Below are 26,719 nucleotides of genomic sequence, written 5' to 3'. Positions count from 1 at the left end.
AGGGCCGGGCGCTGTCCACCGCGTGCACATAGGACGACGCGAGGGCAGGGCGCGCCGCGCGGATCCGGGGTTTATCAGGAATCGACGCACTGGCGCGCAGCATCGTCGTGCGCTGCGAACGGGCCTTTCGATTGCATCACCACGGACGCAGCCTGCGGGATGACACCCGGCAGGCCGCTCGCATCGCGAAAGGAGTCCGTGATGAAGCTGGTGAAAGCGCTCGGTGCGCTGGCGCTGTTCGGGACGGCCATCGGCACCGCGCAGCTCGCTGCAGCAGAGACCACAACACCGATCCAGGATCTCGTGCTCGTCGAGGAAACAACGAGCTCGGCCCTCGCCGACGCTCGTCGCCCCCCTGACGATATCCCGTATCATGGGCCCTACCGGCCGTATGGGCCCTACCGGCCGTATGGGCACTTCCAGCCGTTCAGGCCCTACCGGCCGTACGGGCACTTCAGGCCCTTCCATCCGTACGGCCATTACCATGGCGATCGGAGCTCCGAGGCAACGCCGAGAGGGGACCTCCCCATGCCGCTCGTGAGCCTCGCCGACCATCGCTGACCTTGAACTGGGAGCGGCGCCGGGGGCGGGGCGGGCCTCCGCTCCCCGCGCCGCGTGCGATGGCCAGGCCTCCACGGAGGAGGACATCGGAGGGAGCCTCATGGGTGAAGGAAGGCGACGTCGAGCCCTCGCGCTCCTGACCCTGGCCGCCGCGGCGCACCTCGGCTGTGTCGTCCTCGGGGCGCTCCAGGTCGACCTGAAGAAGGCAGGGCGGCTCGGTGAGGTGCTCGCCGTGCACAGCGCGCTCTCCGGGGCCGACAGCGGCTACAACTTCTTCGCTCCCTCGGTCGGCGCGCTGCCCTGGGCGAGATTCCAGGTCACCGAGGCGAGCGGAAAGGTGAGCGCCGACGCGCTGGAGTCCGGGGCAAACCACGAGGCAGATCTCCGGGTCAGGAGCATCGTCGCGCTCTTCATGATGGAAGCGGACGAGTCGCTGCGGCGCGCGCTCGCGGCCTCGTGGGCAGGCAAGGTGCTCGCGAGGCACCCCGGCGCCGAGAGCGTGGTCGTCCGGCTGGAGATCTGTGATCTCCCGTCGATGAAGGGGTACCGCGACGGCAAGCGGCCGACGTGGGACCTGGTGTATCAGGCGAAGCTCGTCCCGCTGCCCAGGTCTCCGGCCGGCTCGCAGGGGAAGGGCGGGGCGCCATGATCGGGCCGAGCGGCGCCTCCCGCGCTCTCGCGGCGGTCGAGCGCTTCGCGCTCGCGCCGGCGTCCGCGGCGCCCCTCGCGGCGCTCCGCATCGGGCTCGCGGCCGTGCTCCTCGCGCAGGCGGCGCTCGTCGCTCCTCAGCTCTTCGAGCTCTACGGTCGAGCGGGCATCCTCCAGGGACCGCTGCGGGACGCCTTCACGCCGGTCGACCTGCCCGACATCGGCCGGCTGGCCGAGCTCCTCGCGCCGCTCGGGATCGGCGAAGCCGCGGTCCTGGTGAGCACCGGCGCCCTGTACGTGCTCTCCCTCGCCGCGCTGCTCTGCGGGCTCAAGACGAGGGCCTCGGCCCTGCTCGCGTGGTGCACCCACATGCTGCTGATGGTGTCGGCGGACCCCACCACCTACGGCGCGGACGTCTTCGCCAACATCTTTCTCTTCTATCTCCTCTGGGTGCCCTCGGGCGCCGCGCTGTCCCTCGACCAGCGGGCGCGTCATCGGCGGGTCCACACGCGCTCTCGTAGGCTCGCCGGCGCGCCCGACGTGCCGACGCCGGGCGCGCGGCTCGGGCTCCGCGTCGTCCAGCTGCACCTCTGCATCGCGTACCTGGCGAGCGGGCTGGAAAAGGCGTCAGGCGAGCAGTGGTGGAACGGCGAGGCGATCTGGCGCTCGGTCATGCTCCCGGAGTATCGCCAGCTCGACTTCTCCTGGCTGGCCCATCACCCGTGGGTCGCGCAGGTCGCGGGCTGGTCCGTGCTCGCCGTGGAGATCGGGTATGCATTCCTGATCTGGCCACGGCGCACCCGGCGCGCCGTCGTCGTGGCCACCGCCCTGATGCACCTCGGGATCGCCGCGTTCATGGGGCTCGGCGTGTTCGGCGCCATCATGCCGGTCCTCACCCTCGCCGCGTTCGGGGTGCCCGCCGACCCCCGCGCCCCCGCGCCGTCGCGCCCGGCGCAGCACCCCGGGCTCCCGCGCCTCGCCGGCGGGTGAGGCCCGCGCGCCGCCGAGCTCGCCGCCGAGCTCGCCGGTGACGCGCCGCGCTCGGGACGCGGCGGCGCCGGGCGGATGAAGTACCCTGCGCCCGATGCGCTCCCCCGACGCAGCCCGCCCCGGCGCCCCGCAGGCCCTTCCCCTCTCGCCTGCCGAGCTCTTCCAGCGCGTCTTCGAGCTCCTCGCGGCCATGGAGGAGGCGCAGCGGGCCAGGGTCATCGACCTCGCGCGGCGCCTCCTCCCGACCCTCACGGCCGAGGACATCCGCAACCCGCACGACTTCCCCGACCTCGACGACCCCGACTGGCACTTCGAGGACGGGCAGCTCGCCGGCATCGAGGCCGTCCGGTTTGCGCTCCGCGGTCTCGCGAGCGATGTTCTGGGGGATGGCGAAGAGCGCGAAGCGCGAGCGAGACCCGAGAGCGGCGCAGAGCCCCGCGAAGGCGGCGGCACGCAAGGCGAATGAGGCGTTCTACCAGCCGTTCTCCGCGCTCCGGCAGCTGACCAAGCCCAAGCCCAAGGCCGGCGCGCCCGCCGCGGCGCCCGAGGGGAAGGGGAAGGCGACCGAGGGAAAGCCGAGCGCGAAGGCGCCCGCGCCGCCGGGCGCCAGCGCGAGCGCAAAGGCGTCCCCGGGCGCCAGCGCGGCGCGGGCGAGCGTCGAGCCGGCGCCGCGGCCCGTCGACCCCGAGACCTTCGCCATCTACATGGCGGGCGTCCGCGTGCTCGAGGACCGCGTGAACCGGATCCCGGTCACCGCGAGCCGCGTCGAGCGGGCCGCGCTGCCGACGATCGCGTCCGATCCGGACGAGGACGCGCGGTCGCGCATGCGCTCGCTCGTCATCGACGGGATCAAGTTCGAGATCACGGACGACAGCGAGCGCATCGAGGGCAGGCGGCTCGACGTCGATCCGCGCGAGCTCAGGCGGCTCCGCCGCGCCCGCTACGCCGTCGACGGCACCCTCGATCTGCACGGCCTGCGGCTCGAGGCGGCGCGCGACGCCGTCGAGGCGTTCGTCTGCAAGCGCCAGCGCGACGGCGACCGCGTCGTCGCCATCATTCACGGCAAGGGCAGCCACTCGCCCGGCGGCCACGCCGTGCTCCGCGGCGAGATCGCCGCGTGGCTCAGCCACGGCCGCGTCGCCCGCCACGTCGCCGCGTTCGCGACGGCCCCGGACGGCGAGGGCGGCGCCGGTGCCCTGCTCGTGCTGCTCGCGCGATGAAGCTGTCGACGCGCGCCGATCTCGCCGGGGCGCCCGGGCGCGCGCGGCGCCCTGCCACGCCCGCGACGCGCCTCGTCTGCTGGCCCGCCCTCGCGCTGCTCACCCTGCTGCCCGCGTGCGCGCCGGCCCCCGCCGCGCCGCCCGCGCCGCCGAGGGCGGCGCCGCCCGCGCCGCCGCCATCCACGCTCGGCGAGGGCCAGCTCGGCGAGTACCGCTCGGAGCGCTTCGATCTCCGGCTCCCGCTGCCCGATGCGCGCGGCTTCCGCGTCGAGGACGGCGAGGGCCCCTGGCTGGTCGCGACCCACGCCGCGTCGTCGACGTCGCTGCTCGTGCGCACGTGGCGAGCGGACGGCCGCGCGAGCCGGGCCGCGTGCGAGGCGCGCGCGCGGCTCTGGCGCGACCTGCCGCGCCCGGATCGCAGCCTCACCGCCGTGGAGCGCCGGATCGACGCGCCCGAAGGCTTCGACACCATCGTGGAGATCGGCGTCGCCGACGCCCCGCCGGGCGCGCCCATCGAGGGCTTCGCGGTCGCCTTCGGCGGCTCCGGCCGGCGCTGCTTCGCCTTCATCGCCGAGACGCGCGCCGCGGGGCCCTCCGCCGAGCGGCTCGTCGCCGAGCGGCTCGCCGCGGTGGTCGAGATCTCGCTCGGCGGCGTCCGCCTGGAGCGCGAGGTCGCGCCAGCCATCCCGCGCGAGCCGCTGCCGTGAACGCGCGCGCCATCGCCCCGCGCCGCCTCGCGAGCCGCTGCCGTGAACGCGCGCGCCATCGCCCCGCGCCGCCTCGCGCGCCGCTGCCCTGAACACCGGCAGCGGCGCTGCGCTGCTGCGCAGGCTCAGCGGTAGACGCCGCCCCGCGCGCGCGACTCGAGGGCGGCGGCGAGCTCCTCCTCGCCGATCGACCACGCCTCGGCCGACAGCTCGCGCGCGTCCGCGGGCCTGAGCGCCTCCAGCGCGTGGGGCACGAGGCGCAGGCGCGACAGCGACAGGAGGCGCTCCAGCGCCTCGGACGTCACGCCGCCCTGGAGCTCCCTCCGCCACGCGCGATCGATCGCCTCGAGCCGCGCGGGGCTCTTCCAGGCGTCGGCGAGCACCACGCGGCCGAGCCGCGCGTCGATGGCGTCGATCCCCGTCGGCAGCGCGACGATCGCCTGCTGCGCCGCGCGCGCCGGATCGCCGAGGCCGAGCGAGAGCAGCGCCCGCGCCGCGTCGAGCAGCCGCACCTCGTCGGGCCGGAGCGCGGCCCGGTCGACATACGGGAGGCGCTCCAGCGCGATCGCGTAGCGCTCGCGGCGCGCGGCGTCGATCACGTCGGCCAGCGCGCGCAGGACCCTCGCCGTCGGCGGCGAGAACCACGGATCCGCGCGCTCGCCCGGCCGCTGCGCGGGATCCTCGAGGTCGAGGGCGGCGGCGCGCCACACCGCCGCGCGCGCGTCGAGGACGGCGCGCGCCGCCTGCACCGAGAGCGCGAAGAGCGCGATCGCGGGGAGCAGGCCCCGCGCGCCCCAGGCGCCGCGGAGGAGGAGGCTCGCCGTGACGACCAGCGAGAGCACGAGGAAGACCTGCAGCCGGCGCCGGCGCCGCGCGCCGCCCGCGGAGCCGGCAGCCCCGTCCGTCGCGCCGACGACCTCGGCGCACCGCTCGAGCAGCCACGTCCAGGCAGATCCCACGTCCGGGGATCAGGATGCCCCCGGCTACGCCTCCGCGCGAGGCCTTTCGATCGCCGCGCAGAGCGCCCGCGTGAAGTCGTCGGTGCTCGCGGCGCCGCCGAGGTCGCGCGTGCGCACCTGCCCCGACCGGTAGACCTCCGTCAGCGCGCGCTCGATCCGATCGCCCGCCTCGTGCTCGCCGAGGTGCCGCAGCATCATCACCGCGCTCTGCACGAGCGCCGTCGGGTTCGCGTAGCCCTTGCCCGCGATGTCCGGCGCCGACCCGTGCACCGCCTCGAAGACCGCGGCCTCGTCGCCGATGTTCGCGCCGGGCACGATGCCGAGCCCGCCGACCAGGCCCGCGCCGAGGTCCGAGAGGATGTCGCCGTACAGGTTCTCCGTGACGAGCACGCCGAGCTTGTTCGGGTCGCGGACCATGGTCATGGCCGCCGCGTCGACGATCATCTCGCCGAGGTGGACCTCGGGGTGCCGCACCGCGACGCGCCGCGCGCAGTCGAGCGCGAGCCCGTCGGAGAGCTTCATGATGTTCGCCTTGTGGACGATCGTCACCTTGCTCCGGCCGTGCTCCTTCGCGTACCGGAACGCGAACTCGGCGATGCGCGTCGAGCTGCGCTCGGTCGTGAGCTTGATGCTCTGGGCCACGCCGGGCAGGATCATGAGCTCGAGCCCGGCGTAGAGCCCCTCGGTGTTCTCGCGCACGATGACCATGTCGACGTCGAACCGCGGCTCGACGTTGGGCAGGCTGCGGATCGGCCGCACGTTCGCGTAGAGGTCGAGCGTCTGTCGGAGCGTGACGTTGACCGAGCGGAACCCGCCGCCGATCGGGGTGGTGACCGGGCCCTTCAGGGCGACGCGGTTCTTTCGCACGGCGTCGATGACCGGGAGCGGGAGCGGCGAGCCGGTCAGCTTCGCGACCTCGATGCCCGCGTGGTGGATCTCCCAGTCGACGGCGACGCCAGCCGCGGAGATCACGTCCTGAGTCGCCGTCACGACCTCCGGTCCGATGCCGTCGCCCGGGATCAGCGTGATGCGAAAGGCCATGGTCGCTCCCATAGCAGGTGTGCGACGGCGCGAACAACGGCAAGCGAGCTCCCCCCCCCCCCGCGCGCGGACACGCGCCCACCGCAGCGGGCGCGAGGTGGACGACGCGCAGGGGGGCGGGTGGGGTCGGGTGATCAATGCGGCTTTTACAATCGGGCGCGACCTCGCTAGGGTACGCCTCCGCACGGCCTGACGGGCCGCTGTCACCTGGAACCGGGCGCAGGTCGAGCCCGTCGACCCGGCCCATGTTCACCAACTGGAAGTGAAGGAGCGTGCTCATGCACCCTCGTATCTTGAAAGGTCGCCTGTCCGTTTTCGCGGCCTTCCTGCCTGCCGTGATCGCGTCGTTCTCGCTGCCGGGGTGCGGGTACTCCGAGGAGGAGTGGAAGGCCCAGCTCGACAAGTACAACCGCCTTCAGAGCCAGCAGCAGTCGACGGAGAGCCGCCTCGCCGAGACCCAGAAGGCGCTCGAGGTGGAGCAGGCGAAGGTCGCGGAGCTGACGAAGCAGCTCGAGGCGGCCGGCGTCGACATCAGCAAGCTGAACGAGAACCTCCAGGCGACGAGCACGCAGGTGTCGCAGCTGAGCTCGACGCTGGAGGAGCGGGAGAAGGCGCTCGCGGAGTTCAAGGCGCGCGCCCGCCAGCTGGAGCAGATCAAGGCCCGCTTCGAGACGCTCCGGAAGAAGCTGGACGAGCTCACGAAGCTCGGCCTGGCGGTGAACATCCGGAACAACCGGATGGTCATCTCGCTGCCGGGCGACGTCCTCTTCGACTCCGGGCGCGAGACGCTGAAGAAGGAGGGGAAGGATATCCTGACCAAGGTGGCGACGGTCGTCCGGAACGACCCGTCGCTGCTCCAGCGCTACTACCAGGTCGCCGGTCACACCGACAACAAGCCGCTCGCGGGCGGCCCGTTCCGCGACAACTGGGGCCTGTCGCTGATGCGCGCCCGCGAGGTGCTGCTGTTCCTGGTCAGCCCGGCCGACGTCAAGGGCGGCGGGGGCGCGCTCCCGGCCGCGAAGTGGAGCGCCGCGGGCTTCGCGGAGACCGACCCTGTCGCGACGAACGACACCGACGACGGCCGCCGCAAGAACCGCCGGTGCGACCTCATCGTGGTCCCGAGCGTCGAGGAGATGCTCGACCTCAAGGCGATCGCGCAGTAACCCCGCCGGGCGCGGCGCTCGCCGCGAGAGCGGCGCGCGCCGCGGGCCGGACCCGAGCCCGCCGCGGGGCTGCGCCCGCGGCATCAGGCAGGCTCAGGCCACCTCCCCCTTCATCGCTGGTCCTTGCTCGTCGTCGCCCGGCGTGGCCGGCGTGGCTCCAGCGGCCCGGCGGAACTCGCTCGGCGTCTGGCCGGTCACGGCGCGGAACGCGGCGGCGAACGCGCCGAGGCTCTGAAAGCCGACGTCGAGCGCGACGCGCGTGACGCTGGCGCCCGGGCTGGTGAGCAGGTCGATCGCCCGGAGCACGCGCGCGCGCGTGATGAAGGCGCGCCACGTGACGCCGGTCTCGTCGCGGAACCGCCGCCGCAAGGTCCGCTCGGTCGCACCGGCGAACGCCGCGGCCCGCGAGAGATCGGCGCTGGCGACGTCGCGGAGCGCGCACTCGATCGCCCGCTGCACGGGCCGCGTCCTGCCGCGGGGCAGGCGGTACGTGGCGCCGCGATCGAGGAGCGGCGCGAGGATGTCCGCCATCGCCGCGAAGAACGTGTTGGCCGTGGCGTCGTCCGGGCGGCGCGCGACGGGCCACCGCCGCGCGTAGATCACCATCTCGCGCAGGAGCGCGGGGACCTCGAAGATCCTCACGGCCGCGACGCGGCAGGGGAACGCCGCGGGGTCGAAGTAGATCGAGATGACCGACGCGTCGCGACAGCTGGTCGCGTGCCGCTCGCCCGCGGGGATGAGCGCGGCGCGCTGCGGGGGGAGCAGGAAGGAGGCGTCCTCGACGTCGAGGCGCGCCGTGCCGGCGAGGGGATAGAGCAGCTGGTGGCGCTCGTGCGTGTGCCAGGCGTAGGCGGCTCCCCGCAGATCGTCCTCGTAGGCGAACGCGCGCGCTCGCGCCTCATCGAGCCCGAGCAGCACGAGGCGATCGGCGGTCTCCGCCGGGGTCAAGGCGCGGGGGTGCATGGGATGGCCTCTCGGCGACGATCTTTGTCCTTTCGTCGGCAGCCGTCCAGCCTGAGCTCGTCCACCATCGACCCCATGACCCAGCACAATCCCACCGAGCACGATGCGCTGATACAGGAACAGTTCACCCGCCAGGCGAGGCCGTTCGCCGAGGTGCGGGCCCATTCGGCGGGGGCCGCGATGGAGCTGCTGCTCGACGCGCTCGCCCCGGCGCCGGGCGACACGGCCCTCGACGTCGCGTGCGGGCCGGGCATCGTCGCGTGCGCGCTGGCGCCGCGCGTGGCGAGCGTGCGGGGGCTCGACATCGTCCCCGCGATGCTGGACGAGGCGCGCGAGCGGCAGGCGAAGCTCGGCCTCTCCAACGTCGCGTGGGAGCTCGGCGACGCGAGCCGCCTGCCCTATCCGGACGACAGCTATCGCCTCGTCACGACGCGGTACAGCTTCCATCACCTGCTGGATCCGCTCGTGACGCTGCGCGAGATGGCCCGCGTGTGCCAGAAGAGCGGGCGAGTCGCCGTGATCGACGTGGCCCCCGCCGAGGACAAGCGGGACGCGTACGACCGCGCCGAGAAGATCCGCGACCCGTCCCACGCGCGCGCGGTCACCGAGCGCGAGCTCGTCGCCCTGTTCGACGCGGCGGGCCTCGAGATCGAGAAGACCGTGCGCTACCGGCTCGAGGTCGAGCTCGAGACAGCGCTCCGGGCCTCCTTCCCGGAGCCCGGCGGGGCGGACCGGCTGCGGGCGCTCTACCGCGCCGACGTGGGCGTCGACGCGCTCGGCGTGGGCGCAGAGCTCCGGGGGGACGAGCTCCACTTCGCGTATCCGATCGTCATCGTGGTCGGGCGCAAGCGAGGCTGAGCGCGCGCTCCGGATCAAGGGACCGGCGCGGCCGGGCAGGAGGGGTCGGTCGTCACCTCGACGTCGTCGACGTACAACGTCTCGTTGTCGAGCGGATCGTCACAGACGCCGCTGGCTCCGATCTTGAAGGAGAGGTGCTGCGGCCTGCCCGCCGTGCGCGGCTCCAGGCAGATGGTCCGCTGGGTCCAGCGCTCGCTGGGCGGCAGGGCGGCGCCGGGCGTGGAGGAGGCGGTCGCCGCGGTCAGGGCGCTCGTGCGGTACCAGAACTTCAGCGCCGGGCCGGCCGCTCCGTCGGGCTCGGGGACCGTGAACACGGTGGAGGCCGTGGGCTCCCGGCACGGCTTCCGCACGGACAGCGAGAGCGAGGCCTCGCCGGAGCGCGCGACCGCCGGATCGACGGCGAGCGCGGCGGTGCCGCCCGTGGCGTCGTCCTCGTTCAGGACCCATGTCGGCGCGAGGCTCGCGTCAGAGCTGGCGTTCTCGAAGCCGGGATCGAAGAGCGGCGCGTCCTCGGGACAGCGCTCCTCGGAGACGAACGCGAGGTCGTCCACCGCGAAATCCCGCTTGTTCTCGTCCGTGCACGGCTGGCTGCTCCGGTTGCGGTAGGCGAACACGAGCCGGTGCGCCATGCCGAGCGCCCACCGGGGCAAGCAGAGGTGCGAGACCTGCGCCTCGCCCGTGCCCTTCAGGGTCGTGAGCTGGTGTGTGCTCAGCATCACGTTGACGATGGCGCCCGGGCTGCCCTGGCTCCAGACGCGGAGCGCCGGGCGCGGCAGCGCGGCGGAGGGCAGGGGCGCCGAGACCGTGCCCTCGAGCGAGGGATACTGGCAGAAGAACGTCGTGGCGATGTGCCCGCCCTGGCCGCTGCGCGCGCCGAGGCCGCTCTTGACCTCGGAGACGCCGCTCTCCGGGGTCGCGGTCCAGCCGGAGGCCCCTGCCTCGAAGTCGCCGTTCAGCACCTGCCCCGGCGCCGGGCACTCGTGCATTGCGTCCGGCTGAATCGCGACGTCGTCGAACGCCAGCGTGTAGCCCTGTCCGGTCGCCTCATCGCACAGGGGAGAGCGCCGGGAAGGCCCGAGGAGCAGCTCGATCGGCCCGCCGTAGGCGCGCGCTCCCAGGCACACGCGCTGGGGGGTGAAGGACGAAGAAGGCATGAGATCGATGTTGCTGAAACCGCCGTCGATCCGGACCCCGACCCCCGGGGGGCCGATGCAGTCCATGGAGTCGCAGCCGATGTGCGCGGCGAAGGTGAGGAGGAGCGGCTCGGCGCACGCGAGCTCCGGCATCGTGAGCTGCTGATAGAAGCCGGCCATCTCGCACACCGCCTCTGTTCCGATGACCCCGGCCCCCGGGTTGCCGTCGCCCTCGGCCTCGGGAGAGACGAGCGCGGCGCCCCTGGTGCTCCAGGCGTCCGCGCTCTGGAACGAGGGATCCAGCGGGCCTCCCTTCCAGACGCACTCGCCGTCGACCACCTCGTAACCATCGGTGCAGCCGCAGCCCGAGATACACACGCTGTCCACGCACCGGAGCTCGCCGTCGCACTGGCCTTCAGGCCCGCACGCGCAGCCTTCCTCGCCGGCGGGACAGCCGGCGCCGCCCGCGCCGCCGGCACCCTCGCCCGCGCCGCCCGCGCCGCCCGCGCCGCCGGCACCCTCGCCCGCGCCGCCGGCGCCGCCCGCGCCTTCACCCGCGCTGCCGGCGCCCTCGGCGACGCCCCCGCCTCCGCCCGCGCCGCTCGACGTCGCGGGAGCAGGGCGCTGCTCCGCGTCGGAGCAGCTCGCGAGCGCGCCGACCAGGACCCAGCCGCAGCAGGTCAACGCGCGTGTCCGTCTGATCATCAAATCAAGTTAGCGGCCACTACATGCTGCTGCAAGGAAGAGACCTTATTTCAACAACAAGACAGCGAGATAAGGAGAACTCTCAAGTGGTGTCGGGTAAAACCGTATACAGCGACGTCCGCTCGCTGAACTCGGGCTCACCGCGAGGTGCTCAAGAGGGTTGGGGTCGAGCGCGAGCGCCCGAGAGGCAACTCACGATTTGGCCGCGAGCGAGAGCGCGCGTCAGCTGCCGGAGGCCGCGCCGCTCGAGCCCAGCGTCGGGCCCGATATCGGGGAAGACACGAGGCTCGATACGGGGCTCCCCCCGGCGGCGCCCGCGCCGAGGAAGGCCCGCAGCTCGGCGAGCAGCGGCCGTGGCTCGCCGACGAACGGCAGGTGGTCCTCGCCCGGGAGCTCGACGTACCGCGCGCCGCGGATGCGGCCGGCGAGATCGCGCCCGGCCGCCGCGGGCACGGCCCGATCGCCGGCCCGGTGCAGCACCAGCGACGGGGCGCTCACCCGGTCCAGCGCGGGCCGGAGGTCCGCCGCCGCGTGGGCCCGGAGCATGCGCGCCGCCCCGCTCGGGCTCGCGCCGAGCCGCAGGTACGAAGCCCAGAAGCGCCGCAGCGCGGCGTCCTCCGCCGCCGACGGGGCGAGGCGATCGAGGAACAGCGGCTCGCCCCAGCCGCTCCGCAGCGACCGCTCGGCCGCGTCGGCGTCCGCGCCCGTGACGCCGAAGAGGCACCCCGGCCAGGCGGCCATGTGCGCCGCGCTCCCGATCGCGACCAGCGCGCGCGCCCGCGCCGGGTGCGCCGCCGCGAGCAGCGCGCACGGCGCGAACCCGGCGCCGACGCCGAGCAGCGCCGCCCGCTGCACGCCGGCCGCGTCCAGCACGGCGAGCAGGTCCTCGGCCTGCTGCTCCGCCGGCGCGCCGGCGCCCTCGCGCTCGCTCATCCCGGTGCCGCGCTGGTCGAGCACGATGAGCCGCGACCACGCGCTGAGCTCCGCGAAGAGCCGGGACATCGGCGGGTGCTCCCACGCGGCCTCGACGTGCGTCACCCACCCCTGGACGAGCACCAGATCGATCGGCCCGTCGCCCGCGGTCTTGTAGGCGAGGCTCGCGTCGGCGCTCGTGGCGAAGCGGGTCTCCGCCGCGCGCTGCAGCGCGGGCGCCCGCATGGACGAGACCGTCGCCTCCCGCCCGGCGTCGAGCCCGCGCCGCATCGCCTCCGCGAGCTGCGCGTAGGCGCTGGCCCATGCCCGCGCGGTGGCGGGCGTCCACGCGTCGCCCTCGAGCTCCTCCAGCGCCCCGAGCAGCGCGCGCCCCACGGCGTCGAAGTGCTCGGGCAGCGCGGCGTAGGCGGCGTGCCGGCGCCCGAGCGCCTCGAGCAGCTCGAGCAGCTTGTCCGGCGCGCGCAGGTTGTCGACCACGAGCTGCAGCGTCGCGGCGAGCTTGAGCCGCTGCTCGCGCATGTCCGGCGGGAACAGCGCGCGGAGCGCCGGCTCGGCGGCGAAGAGCCGCTCGTAGAAGCGCGCGACGAGCGCCTCGGCGCGCGACGCGAGGCGCGCGAACGAGGCGCGCACGACGTCCGCGTCCGTCTCCTGCGCCCCCGCCGACCCCGAGGGCGGCGCCACGGCGCGCACGATATGGAACGCACGGCAGAGCGCCTCGGTCTCCTCGAGCGCGGCCTGCACGTCCTCGGCCGACGCGAAGCGCGCCTCGGGCGCGCGCAGCACGCAGCGGTCGATGACGTCCGCCAGCATCTCCGGGACCTCGGGGCAGAGCGAGCGCAGCGGCGGGAGCGCCCGCGCCGTCACCCAGCTGGCGATGGCGTGCACCTCGAGCCCCGCGTGGGGCAGCCGGCCCGCGCACAGCTCGTAGAGGACCAGCCCGAGCGCGTAGACGTCGGAGTGGGGCGTGGCGGCGGTCCCGGCCCAGAGCTCCGGCGCGAGGTAGAGCGGGGTGCCCATCATCATGCCGCCGTCGGTCAGGTTGACGGTCGGGATCGCGCCGGGCGCGTCGGGCGTCGCGGGGATGGCGGTCGTCACCGCCGACGGGTCCGAGGGCGACCAGGACGCGGGCGCGGCGGGGACGATGGGCGCCCGGGGCGGGGCGAGGTCGAGGCCGGGCTGGTCGGCGAGCTTGGCGAGCCCGAAGTCGAGCAGCTTCACCTCGCCGCGCGCGTCGAGCATCACGTTCGCGGGCTTGATGTCGCGGTGCAGGACGCCCCGCCGGTGCGCGGCGGCGAGCCCGCGCGTGAGGCCGAGCGCGATGCGCAGCGCGGCCTGCCACGCGACCGGCTTGGGGAGCAGCTCGAGCGGCTCGCCCTCGACGAACTCATAGGCGATGTACGGCCGCCCGCGCACCTCGCCGATCCGGAAGACGGCGACGACGTTGGGGTGCTGGAGGCGCGCGATCGCGCGAGCCTCGACGCGCAGCCGCTCGATCGTCCTCGGATCGGGGCTCTCCGCGGCGACGAACTTGAGCGCGACGGGCCGGTCGAGGACCTCGTCGTGGGCGAGGTACACCTGCCCCATGCCCCCGCGGCCGAGCGGCCGGATCACGCGGTAGTCGTCGAAGGTGGAGGGCGGCGCCCAGGGGACCGAGGACGACGGCGGGGGCTCGTCGCCGTCGTCCAGGTACTGCACCGTGGAGGGCAGGGCGAGCGGGGCGCCGAGGTCGCTCTCCCTCGGGCGCGCCGCGATCAGCGCGCGGCAGTCCGCGCACCCGTCCACGTGCCCGCGGAGGCTCGCCGCGGCCTCGTGCGGGAGCTGGCCCTCGATCCAGGCGGCCAGGGCATCTTCGGGCGGGCACGGGCTCATGGCGCTGCTGTTCTCCGGAGGGGCATTGTCGGTGTCCATCGCGGGCAGCGCAATGGCCGCGCGGGATCTTCCGCGCTGCGCCGCGATCTCCGAGGCGAGCCCCGCGCGCCCGTCCTGGCCGCGACGCGTCGGCGCGCGGCGCGGGCCTCGCGCGCCTGTCGTGGCGCGTTTGTGCGCTGGCGGTGGAGGAGCGCGCCGGCGCGCCGCGCCGCGCCGGCCGGCTCTGGCCTGGCGCAGCCGGGGTGTCACGCTCTTGCGACCCATGAGCAATCCGAAGCCACCGCCGAGCCCAGCGCCCCGCTCCGAGACGGTGCGGCAGGCGCTCCTCGAGGAGCTCCGCAGGGGCGGGGCGACCGCGTGGGAGCTCTCCACGCGCCTCGGGATGCGAGAGCGCGACGTGACGCCGCACCTCGAGCACCTCGCGCGCTCGCTGCGCGCCCGCGGCGAGCGGCTCTCGGTCGCGCCGGCCCACTGCCTGCGCTGCGGCTACTCGTTCGACGAGCGGCGCTCGCTCGCGAAGCCGAGCCGCTGCCCGGCGTGCCGGGGGGAGCGCATCGAGGCGCCGCGGTTCCGGATCGACGCCGGCGACGGGTGAGGCGCTTTCGTGGGCGGCGGCGGGGGGAGCGCCGCCCGGGCGCGCTCACAGCGCCGGCCGATCGAGGAGCCCGGGGCGCCGCCGCCGCGCGGCGCGCGCCTCGAGCTCGCCGAGCAGCCGCGGGCCCGCGCGGTCTCCGGCGCCGGCGAAGAACGCGCGCGCCTGATCGAGGTCGCCATGCACGGCGTAGAGCTCGACGAGCTCGCGCTCCGCGGCCTCGTCGATCGTCGCCTCCGGCGAGCCGGCGCGCGCGGGGCCGAGCCGCACGATCGCGCGCAGCGCCTTCATCGCCTGCTCGGTGGCGGCGCTGCCGCCGAGGCCCCGCAGGCTCCACGACTTCACGTAGAGCGCGCGCTTGCGCAGCCCCGCCCTCGCGGCGCCGCGGAGCGCGGCGTCGCAGGCGCTCACGGCCTCGTCGAGGCGCCTGGCCGCGAACGCCAGGTCGGCCAGCGCGAGGTGGGCCTCGGGCGCCTCGCTGGACGCCGGGTGCTCGAGGGCGAGCTGGCGGAGCCGCGCCTGGGCGCCGCGCAGGTCCCCGCCGTCCTGGAGCGCCCGCGCGAGCCCGAGGAGCGCCGCGGGCCGCTGCCTCGCCGCGCGCAGCGCCGGCGCGTCGACGAGCGCGGCGTAGGCCGCGGCGATCCTCGCCTGCACCCGCGCCGCCTCCGCCTCGAGCGCCGCCCGCCGCGCCGCGCCGCGCTCGCCCGCCGCGCCCGCCATCGCGGCCTCGTCGAGCACGAAGAGCTGCACGCCGATGACGCGGCGCTGGCGCGCGAGCGACTCCGCCTCGCGGAAGAGCTGCTCCGCCCTCGCCCCGCGCGCGCCGAGGTCGCCGCCTCCCTGCGCGGCGCGCGCCGGAGCTCGCGCGCTCGCGCCAAGCGCGTCGCCTCCGCGCGCGGCGCACCCCGCCGCGGCGAGGGCGATCGCCACCAGGGCGGCGAGCCGCCGCGCTGCCGCGCCGCGCGGCTCCGTGGACCTCCCGGCGGGCCTCGCTGCGCGCTCCAGCACCCGTGACACGTCCTCTCCTCGAGTCCTCGCGGCTCGCCCGCAGGAGGCGCGAAACGTCGCGCGCCCCGTCGAGCCGAACGGCGCCGGAAGATAGCCGCGAGCGCCCCGCGGACCAGGGCAATCCACGGTGGACGCGGCGATTCCTGCCCTGAACCGCGCGGAGAACAGGGCCTTTCGAGCGCCCTGCGCGGCGGCGCACACGCGGGCGCCGGGCGGAGGGCGGCGCGCCGCGTGTGCGCCGCTGCGCGCACAGGGAGCCCGCTCCGCGTCGGCCCGCCCGTTGCGTCTTGGCCTTCATCTCCCCCGCTCGGGCCGGCGCTTCACACAGGGCGGGGAACGCATCGAGATGGAGAGTCACGACATGGCGACAAAAGTGAACTGCCTCCCGTTCACGATCCCCACGCTGCCGCGCCTCGGGCTCGCCGACCTCGAGAAGCGCTTCCGACGGCTGGCGCTCCTCATGTACGACACGAGCGTTCCGGCCGCGACGCTGGAGAAGGAGGTCTATCCCTACCTGGCCCCAGGTATCGAGTTCGTCAATCCATGGCGGCGCGTGCGCGGGGTCGAGACGTACCGGGTCGATCTCTCCGGGGCGCGCCGGGCCGCCCGTTTCGACCTCGACATCTCCCAGCTGCACGTCCAGCTCTCCGAGCCGCGCCACGCGGGCCGCGCCCTCGTCGACAGCACCATGCACCTGAGGCTGTCCCCGCGCCGCGCGGCCCCCGTGCGGATGATCCTTACCTACGATTTCGACATGATCGACGCGGGCGATCGCTTCCAGATCACGCGCCACGAGGAGATGTGGAGCTTCGGGGACATCCTCCGGAGCGCTCCGCTGATCGGCCGGTCCTACGATGTCGTCCGTTCCTGCTCGGGCTACCTCTTCACCGGGGCGGTGCTCCTGTCCCGCGCCCTCGCTGGCCACCTGTCCGGCGCCGCCCTCGCGCCGGACGCCCCGGCGCGCTCGCGTTGACACGCGTCGACGCGCGTCGAAGCTCGATGCCCGTGCCATGTCCGCCCGGCTGCCCCCTGACCGAGCCGCAGCGCCGTAAAGCAGCCACGCAGACGTCCCGCTTGACGAGCCATGCACGGCGCGATACACCTGTCCTCGTGAACTCTGGTTTCACCGCGACCACGACGACCACCACCCGCAGCGGCGGGATTGGTCTCGTGTGCGTGCGGTGAACTGACGAGCACACGAAACCAAGCCCCGCCGGAAATCCGGACGGGGCACGTCGCATCGAGCGCTCCGTCTGGCCGGCATCGCCGACGGAGACTGACATGCTCGACGAAGACGATCATCGTTCTCTAGGCCAGCGCCTCGACCTGTTCCACTTCCAGGAGGAGGCGCCCGGCATGGTGTTCTGGCACGCGCGCGGCTTCGCGCTCTATCGCCTCCTGGAGGAGGCGATCCGGCGCCAGATGATGCGCGACAGCTATCGAGAGGTCCGCACGCCGCTGATCCTGCGCCAGGCGATCTGGAAGGCCAGCGGCCACTGGGACAATTTCTCCTCGAACATGTTCCGGCTGTCCGAGGAGGATCACGCCGCGGCCATCAAGCCCGTGAACTGCCCGGGTCACATGCAGATCGTGGCGCGCATGGCGCCGTCGTACCGTGATCTCCCGCTGCGGATCGGCGAGTTCGGGATGGTGCACAGGGACGAGCCGAGCGGCACGCTCCACGGCCTCTTCCGCCTGCGGCAGTTCACTCAGGACGACGGCCACATCTTCTGTGTCGAGGAGCAGATCGAGGCCGAGGTCGCGCGCTTCGCGAGGGCGCTCCGCGACTTCTATGCTGGCTTCGGCTTCGACGACATGGTGGTCGGCTTCTCGACGCGCCCCGCCGAGCGCTCCGGGAGCGACGAAGTGTGGGATCGGGCGGAGGCGGCGCTGTCGGCCGCCGCGACGAGCGCGGGGCTCGAGTACCGGCTGCAGCCCGGGGAAGGGGCCTTCTACGGGCCCAAGCTCGAGTTCGTGCTGCGCGACCGGCTCGGGCGGAGCTGGCAGTGCGGGACGATCCAGCTCGATCTCGTGCTGCCGGAGCGCTTCGACATCACGTATGTCGACGCGTCGGGCGCGCGCCGCCGACCAGCCATCCTGCACCGCGCGCTGCTCGGCAGCGTGGAGCGCTTCCTGGGCATCCTGCTCGAGCATTACCGGGGTGCGCTCCCGCTCTGGCTATCTCCCGAGCAGGTCGTCGTCGTGCCGGTGACAGACGCGCAGCGCGCCTATGCCGAGGAGGTCCTCCAGCGGCTCCAGCAGAAGGGGGTGCGCGCGATCCTCGACGCGGGTGACGACTCGCTGTCGCGGAAGATCGCCGTCGCGCACGCGTCCGCGATCCCCCTTGTCGCGGTGGTCGGCAAGCGCGAGGCCGAGCGCCGCTCCGTGGCGCTCCGGGAGCGCGAGGGCGGACAGCAGCGCGAGCTCCCGCTCGACGAGGCGGTCGTCGAGATCGTGCGGCGGAGCGAGCTGCGGTCCTGATCGAGCGCGCGCCGGCGATCTTCCGGAACCGGACGCCGGCGCGCGTGTCGTACGGATCCCCGGCGCCCTCGAGCGTCCGGCCCGGCTGCGGCTCGAGAGCCAGGCGCCCGTCCGGCACGTGCGACGGGGGCTCACCATGGGGCCGAGCGGGCGAGTGGCGATGATCATGGAAGGAGAGCGGGAAAGGCGCGCGGCGGAGCGCCGGGCTGTCGCGGTCCAGGGCAGCCAGGCGGAGCCGGCGCTCGGGGACGTCACCGCGCCGCCGGCGGCGCGGTGCCCCATGGGCCTCTCCTGAGCGCTGCTCGCCTGCCTCACCGGCTCGAGGCGCAGCCGGCAGCACCAGCGGCCACCGCGTCACCCCGCAGCCAGCGATCCGTCCTGCTGCGCCGCTCCACGACGAGCGGCAATCCATCCCGCGGCACGAGCGGCCGCCGTCCGCCGACGCTCGCCTCGTACCCTGCGGGCAGCTCGAACCGGAACTCCCGCACCAGCGCGGCCAGCATCAGCTTCATCTGCAGGATGGCCGTCCGCTCGCCGATGCACTTCCGGATGCCGAGCCCGAACGGCAGGAACGCCGCCGACGGGCGGTCCTCGTGCCACGGTGAGCCCGGCAGGAAGCGCTCCGGCAGGAACGCCTCCGGACGCTTCCAGTACCGCGGGAGCCGCTGCATGACATAAGGGCTCACGAGCACCTCGTTGCCGGCGCTCACCGCGTGCGGGCCATGGCGGAACTCCCTCCGCGCCTCGCGCGCCAGCACCCATACCGGCGGGTGCAGCCGCAGCGTCTCCAGCACCACCGCGGAGAGCAGCGAGGCGCGCTCCACCTCGGCGCCGTGCGCGCCGGTCGCGTCGAGCTCCTCCTCGAGGCTGCTCCGCACCTCCGGGCGCAGCGCGAGCTCGTGGAGCGCCCAGGCCGAGGCAGCGGCCGTCGGCACGTGCGTCACCAGCATCATCACGATCTCGTCGATCATGGCCTGCTCGTCCATCTGCCCGGCGTCCACGGCGCGCACGAGCGGGTCCAGCAGGTCGGGGGTACCGGGGCTCCCTGCGGCCCGGCGGTGCTCCGCCGCCTCCCTGATCGACGCCGCCAGCGCCTCTCTCGCCTGGTCGTAGGCCGCCTCGTCGTCTGCGGCGTGCCCGAGCCACGCCTCCACGCGCGGCAGCTCGGTCGCGATGTGCTCCACGACCCGCTCTCCCGCGTCGCCGAGGAGCAGCATCGACGCGCTCCGCAGGGCGACGTCCTCGAGCACCGGCAGCGCCGCGCGCGCCTCGCCGGTGTGCAGCCGCCCGAGCGCCCCGCGCACGACGCGCGCGGCGCCCTCGGCGCGCGCGAGGAGCGCCTCCCGCTGAAACGCCGGCGCGAGCGCCCTCCGGCGCTCGAGGTGCTCGCTCCCCTCCAGGCGGGCGACGCTCCGCGGATAGGCGTCCTGCATCCGGTGCGGCGGCGTCTTGTCGGTGAAGCCTTCCCGGTCCGAGAACACCTTCTGGATCGCGGCCGGATCCGAGACGGCAAAGCACTGCTGCAGCCCCAGCCGGAACCGGAAGAAATCGCCGTGCGCCAGCGTGCCATCGAGCAGGAATGCGAGGGGATCCGCGCGGAACTCCGGCCAGGAGCCGTGCAGCGGGTGCCCTTTGGGACCGGGGGATGAGCTCATGGAAAATCCTCCTGAGAGCGCTCAACGTGGTTTGCACGCAAGGTGGTGAGATCGCGAGGACGGCGCCGCGGGCCGCGTCCGCGGTGGTGGGAGTCGCCGTCCGGCTCGCGCGCTCTCGAGGGAGCGGACGCCGGCGGCCCGACCCGAGGCTCGCCTCGGAGGTCGGGTCGGACCGATAGCGTTTCCGCGCTCGAGGGCGCGCGCGGGTCGTTCAGGAGGGCATCGGGCGGCCGGCGTCCGAGGGCGCGCGGAGGCTCAGGTACACCGCCGCGTGGCTGAGATCCGAGGGCGCGCGGAGGCTCAGGTACACCGCCGCGTGGCTGAGATCCGAGGGCGCGCGGAGGCTCAGGTAGATCACCGGATATCCGAAGTCGTAGGCCGAGTCGCCGGGCTCGGCGCGCACGTGCTCCTCATAGGCCCTCGCGAGCTCCTGCGCGGTGCACGCACACCCCGCCTCGGCGGCGATCGCGAGGATGCGCGTCATGTCCCCGTCCGCCTCCGCCATCTTCTCGGCGAGGCGCTCGTCCACCTCGACCTGCGCCAGGAACGCGCGCGCGTCGCTCCTGTTCACGTCTCCTGCCTTCGTTCCCTGGTCCATGCGAGAGAAACCGGTCGTCGCGAGCTGTTCGTTCATGGTGATGAGTTCTCCTTCGGGCCGCCCGAGGTCACGGGGCGGCGGCGGTGGCGCCCCGCGCGCCGTCCGCCGTCACTCCCCCTCACAGCAGGTCCCGCGCCAGCGCCGCGAGCGCGCGAGATGGCCGGGAATCGTCGCTCTCGCGGCGCCGGTTGCGCGCGCGGCTGCGCGAGTCGCGCGTGGGTTGCGCGAGATCCCGCGCAACCCGCGCAGCGCTCTCCCTGGACCGGTCGCGCGGGGCGCGGTACTTCCGGCGCATGCTCACGGACAAGGGAAGACGATGAAGACCGAGAAGGAAAAGATGCTGGCGGGCGAGCTGTACGACTTCCGCGACCCCCAGCTGACCGCCGAGCGGCGCCGCGCGCGCGACCTGTGTCAGGCGCTGAACGCCACCCGCGACGAGCAGCAGGACGAGCGCGCCCGCCTGATCCAGGAGCTGTTCGGCGCGCCCGTCGTCGCCTGGATCGAGCCGCCGTTCTACTGCGACTACGGCACCAACATCTCGCTGGGCGAGCGGGTGTTCTTCAACTTCAACTGCGTGGTCCTCGACGTCGGCCCGGTGCGCATCGGCGACAACGTCCTGTTCGGCCCGGCGGTGCAGATCTACACCGTGAACCACCCGATGTCCGCCGCCGAGCGGCGCACAGGGGTGGAGTTCTCGCGCCCCGTGGAGATCGGCTCCGACGTGTGGATCGGCGGCGGCGCGATCCTCTGCCCCGGCGTGCGCATCGGCGCCGGCACGGTGATCGGCGCCGGCAGCGTGGTCACCCGGGACATCCCGGCCAACGTGTTCGCCGCCGGCAACCCGTGCCGGGTGGTGCGCCAGCTCGTCGAGCCGCAGGGGGCATGAGGCGAGCGGCCAGCGCCGCGCTCGCTCGCCGCGACGGGGGCCGGGCGACGCGCCTCAGTCGTCGTGCGGATCGCGAGGATCGTACTCGTCCTCCTCGACGTCGAGGTCCAGCTCGTCCGCGATGTCCTCCCAGCCGAGGAGCTTGAACTGCGTCGAGCCGTCGTAGTCGAACCCGTTGATCGGAGCCTCCGACGAAGGCCCGCTGGCCTGCCCGTTCTGGACGACGAAGAGGCCGTGCGGGAAGTCGCTGCCCGCGGGCACGTTCACGACGTCATGGCCGTTGGTCTCGCCGGTGCCCTCGACCTGGAAAGCGGCGATATGGTCCGTCGGGTCTTCCCGGTCGTACACGTGAAACGTGTCGTCGCCCTGGCTCGACACGAGCAGATATCCCTCTTCGTCCTCGCCGTAGTAGATCGCCAGCCCCTCGACGTCCCGCTCCAGGTGCAGCCCGCCGGCCGAGGGGTTGCCGGGCGCCGCGATCGTCCCGGCGACCGGCGTGCCCGGCGCCGAGTCATCGCAGGCGTACTCGCCGTCGTCGGGGACAGCCCACCACGGCTCCCCGAACGAGCGGGCCCGCTCGACAAGCCGGCTCGCCGGCACGGTGACGGTGGCCGGCAACGCGTCGTTGAGCGGCACGCGCCAGACGCCGACCACCTCCTGCGCGGCGAACAGCACGCCCTCCCGCTGGTCGACCGCGAGCCCCTCGAACTGAGGATCGCTCTCGGGCTCCTCGCGGCAGGGCGTCCACTGGATCGACGGGCTCCCGGCGCTCGCTCCCGGCACGGTGAAGACCGGGTTGAACCGGAGCTCGCGCACCCTGCTGTAGGACACCTCGCCGTTGCCGGCGGCGTACAGCGCGAGCTCGGCGACGACGCTGCGGTTGCGCTGCGTCACGAAGGCGCGGTATCCGTCATCGTCGTCCTCGAGGCGGTGGAGCGCGAGCCCGTAGGCGGTGTTCTGGTCATCCAGGTCGTTGTCGTGGACCCCGGGCGACTCGCCGGTCGGCTGGAGCGAGGAAGGCTGAACGAACTGGCTCGGAAAGACGCGCGGCGCGCTCGACGCGCCACGGCCGCATGAACTTTGGGTGTGCTCCCCGTGAACGGGCCGGCGGTTCCGTGGGCAGCGCTGTTCGCGCCCACGTCCTTCGAGCAGCCCCCGACCCGCGCGGAGGCCGTCAGCTCGCCTCGCCCCTGAGCCGGCCCCGCGCGGATGGGCCACGATGAGCCCGGCCCGCGCGCGGCTGTCAACCGCAGGCGTCAACCCGTGTCAAGCGCCGGTTGACAGAGCTCCTGGGCGCCCATCCGGCGAGCAGCCCCGAGATCGTTCCCATCCCGACCGACAGGAAGCCTCGCCGGACGGTCCATCGCACGGCGCTGGATCGCCGTGTGCAAGGAGCCGCTCGGCGCTCGATTTCATCGATCTGCCGATGAGGCGCTTTGCTTGAGAGGGAACCCGTGAGCATCCATCATTCCAGGTCTCAGCTTGATGTCGCAACGAGGAGGCCGACGCTGCGCGCAGCAGCGGTGGCGCTCGGATGCGTGACGCTCCTCGCCGCCTGCGGCCAGAGCGCGACGGACGACGGCACGGAGCCCGACCCTGGAGGCGGCGTCGCTCCGGGCGGCTCCTCGTCGAGCGGCAGTCCCGATAACGGATCTTCCTCGGGCGACGGCTCCGGCGCTTCGTCCGGCATCGGCGCCTCGTCGGGCGGCGGCTCGGGCGCCTCGTCGGGCGGCGGCTCGGGCGCCTCGTCGGGCGGCGGTTCGGGCACGTCCTCCACGGGCGGCGGCTCGGATGGAGACCCCACCCTGGTGGGCTTCGCGGCCTACAGCGCCGATGGCCTGGACACCACGACCGGCGGCGCCGGCGGCGAGGTCGTGACCGTGACCTCCTACGCGGAGCTGGCCGCCGCCGTGGGCGACCACACCCCGAGGGTGATCCGGGTCTCGGGCACCATCGCCGGCCCCGGGGGCGTGGAGATGCTGGACGTGGGCTCCAACAAGACCATCATCGGCCTGGGCGCGAGCGCGACGATCGACGGCTTCGGCCTCGACGTCAACGGCTGGACGCCAGACCTTGTCGCCGCTCACGGCGTCACGTGCGATCCCGACAAGGCATCGCTCTTCACGCCCATCTCCAACGTCGTCATCCGCAACCTGACGTTCATCAACTCGACGGACGACTCGATCAACGTGCAGTGCTACTCGCACCACGTGTGGGTGGATCACAACACGTTTTACAAGAGCTACGACGGCTCCGTCGACGTCAAGCGCGGGTCGGACTGGGTGACGGTCTCGTGGAACCACTTCGTGGAGACGGACAAGACCATGTTGCTGGGCCACGACGACAGCAACGGCCCGCAGGACACCGGGCGCCTGCACGTCACCTACCATCACAACTGGCTCGACCACACCATCCAGCGGAACCCACGCGTGCGGTTCGGCCAGGCGCACGTCTTCAACAACTTCGCGAACGAGATCAACGACTACTTCATCGGCGTCGGTACGGGCGCCTCCGTGCACGCGGACGGCAACTACGTCGATGTCGTCAAGCGCACCTCCAAGGACTACGGCGGGACGGATCTGACATGGACAGACACCAACATCGTGGGCGAGACGCTGCACGGAGGCGTCGAGAACGGGAGAGGGTTCGACCCGGGGACGTACTACGCCACCACCCCTGATCCGGCGGCCGACATCCCGGCCATGGTCATGAGCCAGGCTGGCGCAGGGAAGCTGACCGGGATGGAGTAGCCGCGTCCCCGTCACCTGGTGGCCGGAGGAGCCACCTTGTCAGGGAGCGCCGGCCTGGGCTATCCCCGCGCCCCAGGACATGTCCCCGAGCGGCAGCTCGACCGTCGCGCCCGCCTCGAGCGCGCGCTCCCAGCCTCGAGCGCACGCTCCCAGGTCGCATCGACCTCGGGCAGGTCGAGGTGGATCGTCACCGCGGAGCCGCCGAGCGCCTTCGGCGTGCGGCTCACCCCGCCGCCCATCGCGCCGGCGCTGCGGCGGGCTCATCGGCCTCGGCCCGCTCCCCGGCACACGGCGGAGACCTGGACGGCTTGTGATCCGGGCGAGCGGCTCCAGGATGTCCTTCCAGACCCACGGCGCGAGGAGGCGCGAGGAGAGCCATGCTGCAAAAACCTATCGAAGGTGGTGCGTGTTTCTTGTGCGAGGCCAGCTCGGCGCGCTGGAACGACCCGGCGGCCGCCGGGGATCCGGCCCAGGCAGGCCACGAGACGGCGGGTCTCTCGAGGCGGCTCGACGAGCTGAGGAGCGGGAAGTGCACCCCCGAGGGCCTCCGGTCCCACCTCCTGGAGATGTGCGCGATGTGTCAGAAGGTGCTGATGGACGTGGGCGAGGGCGCGACGAAGGAGGACGTCATCTCCCGGCTCGAGTACCGCGTCGCCCGCCTCCGGGACGTGGCGCAGGCGGAGGGCGGGGCCGCGCCCTGAGGGTACCGGCGGCGCCGGTCGGGCCGCGCGCCGCCGCGAGGCGGCTCAGAAGCTTACCTGCAGCGTGCTCTTCAGCGTCGCGTCGAGCGGGAGGACGCCCGCCGGCGGCTCGGCGTCGTACGCCGAGCTGAACGACACCTTGAGCGAGAGGTGCTTCGTCGCCGCGGCGAGGATCGATGTCTCGCTGAGCACGCGCACGTCCCCGGCGCGGCCGAGCCGCGGCTGGAGATAGAAGGTGTTGCCGAGCTTGAGGTGGGGCGTGACCGACGACGAGAGCACGAGATACGCCGACAGCCGCGCGTCGGTCACGCGCTGGCCCGCGTCCGGCTCCGGGCCCACCGCGAGCTGCTCGTGCTCGAGCAGGAGCGCCACGCTGACGGCGGCCTCGAAGCCCTCGAAGGGCGCGACCCGGAGCCGCGGCCCGGCGCCGACGAGCGCCCGCAGCGCGAGCCGCCGGAAGTCGTCGCGGTCGTGCTGGACGAACACCTCGCCCTCGAGCGGCCCCGTGATCGCGAGCCGGTAGCGGAGGTGCTCGAGGTCCTTGTTCACGATCGGCTCGCCGTTCTCCTCGGAGAACTCGGCGCGCGTCATGAGGAAGGCCTGGTGCCGCCGGGCGCGGTATCCCGCGATGGCGCTGCCGGAGAGCGCGATGAGCCGCGTGTTGCCGGTCCGGACGTCGGCCGAGCCCTCGACGGCGATGGCGAACCCGTCCTTGCCCCCGTTCGCCGCGATCAGCGGGTGGACATTGACGATCTGGGCGCTCGCCGGAGAGGCGAGGAGCGCGAGCGCGAGGGCGAGCAACGTGCAAGCGAGGCCATAAGGACGGATCACGGCCCTCCGTTTTAGGCGATCGCGCGCCGCGCGGCGAGCGCGCGGGAGCGGGCGAGCGGCTCCGGGGAAATTCGCGTGCGAGGAGGTCGGATCACCCTCTACGCTGGGCGCCTCCTCGAACCGCGAAGGTTGCCATGAGCGATGACATCGTCGAGCTGACCACGAAGCACACGTACGGCACCTGGCGCGCCCAGCGCGGCTGGAAGCCGATCCACGTCACCCGCGCGGAGGGTTGCGCCTTCTGGGACGCGTCCGGCAAGCGCTACCTGGACCTGTCCTCCCAGCTCATCTGCTCGAACCTCGGCCACCAGAACGAGGCCGTGATCGAGGCCATCTGCGCGCAGGCGAGGCAGCTCGCCTACATCAGCCCGGCGCACACGTGCGAGGTGCGGGCCAGGGCGGCGCAGAAGCTCCTCGAGGTGATGCCGAAGGGGCTCGACAAGTTCTTCTTCGCGACGTCGGGCACGGAGGCGAACGAGGCGGCGTTCAAGATGGCGCGCCTCTACACGGGCAAGCACAAGATCATCGCGCGCTACACGTCGTACCACGGCTCGACGGCGGGCTCGGTCGCGGCGACCGGCGACTTCCGCCGCTGGTTCATCGAGCCGACGGGCAAGATCCCGGGCGTCGTGTTCGGCCCGGAGGTGAACTGCTACCGCTGTCCGCTCGGCCGGAGCTACCCCGAGTGCGGCGTCGCGTGCGCCGACTACCTGGCCTACATGATCGACCACGAGGAGAACGTGGCGGCGGTGCTCGTCGAGCCGATCGTGGGCACGAACGGCGTCCTCATCCCGCCGGCCGAGTACCTGCCGAGGATCGCGGAGGTCGCGCGGAAGCGCGGCGTGCTCCTCATCGCGGACGAGGTGATGAGCGGCTGGGGCAGGACCGGAAAGTGGTTTGCCGTCGATCACTGGGGCGTGGTGCCGGACATCCTGACGACCGCGAAGGGCGTGACGAACGCGGCCGCGCCGCTCGGGGTCGTCGCGACCTCCCGCGCGATCGCGGACTACTTCGATGACAACGTGTTCGCTCACGGCCACACCTACGAGGCCCACCCGCTCACGCTGGCCCCGGTGATCGCCGCGATCGACGAGTATCGCCGGCTGGACCTCCTCAACCGCTCGACGAAGATGGGTGAGATCGTGGGCGAGAAGCTCCGCGCCCTGAAGGAGAAGCACCCCTCGATCGGCGACGTGCGCGGGCTCGGCCTGTTCTGGGCGGTGGAGCTCGTGAAGGACCGCGCGACGAAGGAGCCGTTCAACGTCCCGCAGGACAAGGCGGCCCGGCGGCCGCTGGTGGTCGACGCGGTGGTCGCCGAGGCGGCGAAGCGCGGGGTGTCCGTCATGGGGTGGGTGAGCCACCTGCTCGTGGCGCCGCCGCTCATCATCAGCGAGGCGGAGATCGACGAGGGCATCGCGGCGCTCGACGCGGCGCTCGACGTGGCGGATCAGAAGCTCGCGGCCTGAG

Annotated in this window: 26 protein-coding genes; 16 read left to right on the top strand and 10 right to left on the bottom strand. The window is 73.4% G+C overall.

Annotation, left to right across the window (positions count from 1 at the left end; all coding sequences use genetic code 11):
• Positions 1 to 201 precede the first annotated feature (201 nt).
• The 6 genes from WME89_RS39515 (at position 202) to WME89_RS39490 (ending at position 4,126) form a co-directional block, all read left to right on the top strand.
• Entirely contained in the window at positions 202 to 561 is a 360-nt protein-coding gene (locus tag WME89_RS39515; protein ID WP_438004756.1) for a hypothetical protein, read from the top strand.
• A 100-nt stretch (positions 562 to 661) separates the two neighbouring features.
• Positions 662 to 1,210 carry a hypothetical protein gene (locus tag WME89_RS39510; RefSeq protein ID WP_438004755.1) on the top strand — a complete coding sequence of 183 codons (549 nt, stop codon included), beginning with the start codon at positions 662 to 664 and terminating at the stop codon, positions 1,208 to 1,210.
• Positions 1,207 to 2,199, top strand: a complete 993-nt coding sequence (locus WME89_RS39505; RefSeq protein WP_438004754.1) for an HTTM domain-containing protein — start codon at positions 1,207 to 1,209, stop codon at positions 2,197 to 2,199. The genes WME89_RS39510 and WME89_RS39505 overlap by 4 nt, the downstream gene beginning before the upstream one ends.
• A gap of 94 nt (positions 2,200 to 2,293) precedes the next feature.
• Complete coding sequence (locus WME89_RS39500) at positions 2,294 to 2,665, top strand: hypothetical protein (RefSeq protein WP_438004753.1); 372 nt, start codon at positions 2,294 to 2,296, stop codon at positions 2,663 to 2,665.
• Entirely contained in the window at positions 2,586 to 3,419 is an 834-nt protein-coding gene (locus WME89_RS39495) for a Smr/MutS family protein (RefSeq protein ID WP_438004752.1), read from the top strand. The genes WME89_RS39500 and WME89_RS39495 overlap by 80 nt, the downstream gene beginning before the upstream one ends.
• Entirely contained in the window at positions 3,416 to 4,126 is a 711-nt protein-coding gene (locus tag WME89_RS39490) for a hypothetical protein (protein WP_438004751.1), read from the top strand. Before WME89_RS39495 ends, WME89_RS39490 begins: the two co-directional genes overlap by 4 nt.
• 125 nt (positions 4,127 to 4,251) lie before the next feature.
• Here the strand turns inward: WME89_RS39490 and WME89_RS39485 are convergent, their stop codons facing one another.
• Together WME89_RS39485 and WME89_RS39480 are read right to left on the bottom strand one after the other, a co-directional pair.
• Positions 4,252 to 5,085 carry a hypothetical protein gene (locus WME89_RS39485; protein WP_438004750.1) on the bottom strand — a complete coding sequence of 278 codons (834 nt, stop codon included), beginning with the start codon at positions 5,083 to 5,085 and terminating at the stop codon, positions 4,252 to 4,254.
• A 24-nt stretch (positions 5,086 to 5,109) separates the two neighbouring features.
• The gene (locus tag WME89_RS39480; RefSeq protein ID WP_438004749.1) at positions 5,110 to 6,126 is read right to left on the bottom strand and encodes an isocitrate/isopropylmalate dehydrogenase family protein; all 1,017 of its coding nucleotides are present in this window, start codon (positions 6,124 to 6,126) and stop codon (positions 5,110 to 5,112) included.
• A 278-nt stretch (positions 6,127 to 6,404) separates the two neighbouring features.
• Between WME89_RS39480 and WME89_RS39475 the strand changes: the two genes are divergently transcribed.
• Positions 6,405 to 7,289, top strand: coding sequence for an OmpA family protein (locus tag WME89_RS39475; RefSeq protein ID WP_438004748.1), 885 nt, complete (start codon positions 6,405 to 6,407; stop codon positions 7,287 to 7,289).
• 93 nt (positions 7,290 to 7,382) lie between these two features.
• On the opposite strand, the gene WME89_RS39470 is transcribed toward WME89_RS39475, so the two are convergent.
• Positions 7,383 to 8,252 carry an AraC family transcriptional regulator gene (locus tag WME89_RS39470; RefSeq protein ID WP_438004747.1) on the bottom strand — a complete coding sequence of 290 codons (870 nt, stop codon included), beginning with the start codon at positions 8,250 to 8,252 and terminating at the stop codon, positions 7,383 to 7,385.
• 75 nt (positions 8,253 to 8,327) lie between these two features.
• Between WME89_RS39470 and WME89_RS39465 the strand changes: the two genes are divergently transcribed.
• On the top strand, positions 8,328 to 9,110 hold the full coding sequence (locus WME89_RS39465) for a class I SAM-dependent methyltransferase (protein WP_437619924.1): 783 nt from the start codon (positions 8,328 to 8,330) through the stop codon (positions 9,108 to 9,110).
• Positions 9,111 to 9,124: 14 nt separating this feature from the next.
• On the opposite strand, the gene WME89_RS39460 is transcribed toward WME89_RS39465, so the two are convergent.
• Together WME89_RS39460 and WME89_RS39455 are read right to left on the bottom strand one after the other, a co-directional pair.
• Positions 9,125 to 10,948 (bottom strand): hypothetical protein, encoded by a 1,824-nt coding sequence (locus WME89_RS39460; protein ID WP_438004746.1) that lies wholly within the window; start codon positions 10,946 to 10,948, stop codon positions 9,125 to 9,127.
• 222 nt (positions 10,949 to 11,170) lie between these two features.
• Positions 11,171 to 13,789 carry an alpha/beta fold hydrolase gene (locus tag WME89_RS39455; RefSeq protein WP_438004745.1) on the bottom strand — a complete coding sequence of 873 codons (2,619 nt, stop codon included), beginning with the start codon at positions 13,787 to 13,789 and terminating at the stop codon, positions 11,171 to 11,173.
• A 223-nt stretch (positions 13,790 to 14,012) separates the two neighbouring features.
• Here WME89_RS39455 and WME89_RS39450 point away from each other — a divergent pair, with 223 nt between their 5' ends.
• Positions 14,013 to 14,345 (top strand): transcriptional regulator, encoded by a 333-nt coding sequence (locus tag WME89_RS39450; protein WP_436621496.1) that lies wholly within the window; start codon positions 14,013 to 14,015, stop codon positions 14,343 to 14,345.
• 45 nt (positions 14,346 to 14,390) lie between these two features.
• Here the strand turns inward: WME89_RS39450 and WME89_RS39445 are convergent, their stop codons facing one another.
• Positions 14,391 to 15,359 carry a hypothetical protein gene (locus WME89_RS39445; RefSeq protein WP_438004744.1) on the bottom strand — a complete coding sequence of 323 codons (969 nt, stop codon included), beginning with the start codon at positions 15,357 to 15,359 and terminating at the stop codon, positions 14,391 to 14,393.
• Between the two features lie 352 nt (positions 15,360 to 15,711).
• Between WME89_RS39445 and WME89_RS39440 the strand changes: the two genes are divergently transcribed.
• The 3 genes from WME89_RS39440 to WME89_RS39430 all read left to right on the top strand — a co-directional run bounded on the left by WME89_RS39440 (position 15,712) and on the right by WME89_RS39430 (position 18,126).
• Positions 15,712 to 16,323 carry a hypothetical protein gene (locus WME89_RS39440; protein WP_438004743.1) on the top strand — a complete coding sequence of 204 codons (612 nt, stop codon included), beginning with the start codon at positions 15,712 to 15,714 and terminating at the stop codon, positions 16,321 to 16,323.
• Between the two features lie 308 nt (positions 16,324 to 16,631).
• Complete coding sequence (gene thrS, locus WME89_RS39435; protein ID WP_438004742.1) at positions 16,632 to 17,831, top strand: threonine--tRNA ligase; 1,200 nt, start codon at positions 16,632 to 16,634, stop codon at positions 17,829 to 17,831.
• Between the two features lie 160 nt (positions 17,832 to 17,991).
• Entirely contained in the window at positions 17,992 to 18,126 is a 135-nt protein-coding gene (locus WME89_RS39430; RefSeq protein WP_438004741.1) for a hypothetical protein, read from the top strand.
• 16 nt (positions 18,127 to 18,142) lie between these two features.
• Here the strand turns inward: WME89_RS39430 and WME89_RS39425 are convergent, their stop codons facing one another.
• Together WME89_RS39425 and WME89_RS39420 are read right to left on the bottom strand one after the other, a co-directional pair.
• Positions 18,143 to 19,486 (bottom strand): cytochrome P450, encoded by a 1,344-nt coding sequence (locus WME89_RS39425; RefSeq protein WP_438004740.1) that lies wholly within the window; start codon positions 19,484 to 19,486, stop codon positions 18,143 to 18,145.
• 211 nt (positions 19,487 to 19,697) lie between these two features.
• A complete protein-coding gene (locus tag WME89_RS39420; protein ID WP_438004739.1) occupies positions 19,698 to 20,120 on the bottom strand; it encodes a Nif11 family protein in 423 nt (140 codons plus the stop codon).
• Positions 20,121 to 20,400: 280 nt separating this feature from the next.
• Here WME89_RS39420 and WME89_RS39415 point away from each other — a divergent pair, with 280 nt between their 5' ends.
• The gene (locus tag WME89_RS39415; protein ID WP_437304061.1) at positions 20,401 to 20,970 is read left to right on the top strand and encodes a sugar O-acetyltransferase; all 570 of its coding nucleotides are present in this window, start codon (positions 20,401 to 20,403) and stop codon (positions 20,968 to 20,970) included.
• Between the two features lie 54 nt (positions 20,971 to 21,024).
• Here the strand turns inward: WME89_RS39415 and WME89_RS39410 are convergent, their stop codons facing one another.
• On the bottom strand, positions 21,025 to 21,864 hold the full coding sequence (locus WME89_RS39410) for a phytase (protein ID WP_438004738.1): 840 nt from the start codon (positions 21,862 to 21,864) through the stop codon (positions 21,025 to 21,027).
• Positions 21,865 to 22,508: 644 nt separating this feature from the next.
• On the opposite strand from WME89_RS39410, the gene WME89_RS39405 reads away from it, so the two are divergent.
• Both WME89_RS39405 and WME89_RS39400 read left to right on the top strand, forming a co-directional pair.
• Complete coding sequence (locus WME89_RS39405; RefSeq protein WP_438004737.1) at positions 22,509 to 23,720, top strand: pectate lyase family protein; 1,212 nt, start codon at positions 22,509 to 22,511, stop codon at positions 23,718 to 23,720.
• Between the two features lie 377 nt (positions 23,721 to 24,097).
• Entirely contained in the window at positions 24,098 to 24,421 is a 324-nt protein-coding gene (locus tag WME89_RS39400; protein WP_438004736.1) for a hypothetical protein, read from the top strand.
• Between the two features lie 45 nt (positions 24,422 to 24,466).
• On the opposite strand, the gene WME89_RS39395 is transcribed toward WME89_RS39400, so the two are convergent.
• Complete coding sequence (locus WME89_RS39395; protein ID WP_438004735.1) at positions 24,467 to 25,252, bottom strand: DUF481 domain-containing protein; 786 nt, start codon at positions 25,250 to 25,252, stop codon at positions 24,467 to 24,469.
• A gap of 134 nt (positions 25,253 to 25,386) precedes the next feature.
• Here WME89_RS39395 and WME89_RS39390 point away from each other — a divergent pair, with 134 nt between their 5' ends.
• Positions 25,387 to 26,718, top strand: coding sequence for an aminotransferase family protein (locus WME89_RS39390; protein ID WP_438004734.1), 1,332 nt, complete (start codon positions 25,387 to 25,389; stop codon positions 26,716 to 26,718).
• The last annotated feature ends 1 nt before the right edge of the window (position 26,719 follow it).

The sequence above is a fragment of the Sorangium sp. So ce321 genome, assembly GCF_051530195.1.
Classification (GTDB): domain Bacteria; phylum Myxococcota_A; class Polyangia; order Polyangiales; family Polyangiaceae; genus Sorangium.
The sequence above is the reverse complement of the archived record's forward strand: the minus strand, read 5'-3'. Positions and strand labels throughout refer to the sequence as shown.

What these genes read in the sequence shown, in the direction of transcription:
- WME89_RS39515 (WP_438004756.1), top strand. Translation starts at nt 202, where the DNA reads ATGAAGCTGGTGAAAGCGCTCGGTGCGCTGGCGCTGTTCGGGACGGCC.
- WME89_RS39510 (WP_438004755.1), top strand. Translation starts at nt 662, where the DNA reads ATGGGTGAAGGAAGGCGACGTCGAGCCCTCGCGCTCCTGACCCTGGCC.
- WME89_RS39505 (WP_438004754.1), top strand. Translation starts at nt 1,207, where the DNA reads ATGATCGGGCCGAGCGGCGCCTCCCGCGCTCTCGCGGCGGTCGAGCGC.
- WME89_RS39500 (WP_438004753.1), top strand. Translation starts at nt 2,294, where the DNA reads ATGCGCTCCCCCGACGCAGCCCGCCCCGGCGCCCCGCAGGCCCTTCCC.
- WME89_RS39495 (WP_438004752.1), top strand. Translation starts at nt 2,586, where the DNA reads ATGGCGAAGAGCGCGAAGCGCGAGCGAGACCCGAGAGCGGCGCAGAGC.
- WME89_RS39490 (WP_438004751.1), top strand. Translation starts at nt 3,416, where the DNA reads ATGAAGCTGTCGACGCGCGCCGATCTCGCCGGGGCGCCCGGGCGCGCG.
- WME89_RS39480 (WP_438004749.1), bottom strand. Translation starts at nt 6,126, where the DNA reads ATGGCCTTTCGCATCACGCTGATCCCGGGCGACGGCATCGGACCGGAG.
- WME89_RS39475 (WP_438004748.1), top strand. Translation starts at nt 6,405, where the DNA reads ATGCACCCTCGTATCTTGAAAGGTCGCCTGTCCGTTTTCGCGGCCTTC.
- WME89_RS39470 (WP_438004747.1), bottom strand. Translation starts at nt 8,252, where the DNA reads ATGCACCCCCGCGCCTTGACCCCGGCGGAGACCGCCGATCGCCTCGTG.
- WME89_RS39465 (WP_437619924.1), top strand. Translation starts at nt 8,328, where the DNA reads ATGACCCAGCACAATCCCACCGAGCACGATGCGCTGATACAGGAACAG.
- WME89_RS39460 (WP_438004746.1), bottom strand. Translation starts at nt 10,948, where the DNA reads ATGATCAGACGGACACGCGCGTTGACCTGCTGCGGCTGGGTCCTGGTC.
- WME89_RS39455 (WP_438004745.1), bottom strand. Translation starts at nt 13,789, where the DNA reads ATGGACACCGACAATGCCCCTCCGGAGAACAGCAGCGCCATGAGCCCG.
- WME89_RS39450 (WP_436621496.1), top strand. Translation starts at nt 14,013, where the DNA reads ATGAGCAATCCGAAGCCACCGCCGAGCCCAGCGCCCCGCTCCGAGACG.
- WME89_RS39440 (WP_438004743.1), top strand. Translation starts at nt 15,712, where the DNA reads ATGGCGACAAAAGTGAACTGCCTCCCGTTCACGATCCCCACGCTGCCG.
- thrS (WP_438004742.1), top strand. Translation starts at nt 16,632, where the DNA reads ATGCTCGACGAAGACGATCATCGTTCTCTAGGCCAGCGCCTCGACCTG.
- WME89_RS39430 (WP_438004741.1), top strand. Translation starts at nt 17,992, where the DNA reads ATGATCATGGAAGGAGAGCGGGAAAGGCGCGCGGCGGAGCGCCGGGCT.
- WME89_RS39425 (WP_438004740.1), bottom strand. Translation starts at nt 19,486, where the DNA reads ATGAGCTCATCCCCCGGTCCCAAAGGGCACCCGCTGCACGGCTCCTGG.
- WME89_RS39420 (WP_438004739.1), bottom strand. Translation starts at nt 20,120, where the DNA reads ATGAACGAACAGCTCGCGACGACCGGTTTCTCTCGCATGGACCAGGGA.
- WME89_RS39415 (WP_437304061.1), top strand. Translation starts at nt 20,401, where the DNA reads ATGAAGACCGAGAAGGAAAAGATGCTGGCGGGCGAGCTGTACGACTTC.
- WME89_RS39400 (WP_438004736.1), top strand. Translation starts at nt 24,098, where the DNA reads ATGCTGCAAAAACCTATCGAAGGTGGTGCGTGTTTCTTGTGCGAGGCC.
- WME89_RS39390 (WP_438004734.1), top strand. Translation starts at nt 25,387, where the DNA reads ATGAGCGATGACATCGTCGAGCTGACCACGAAGCACACGTACGGCACC.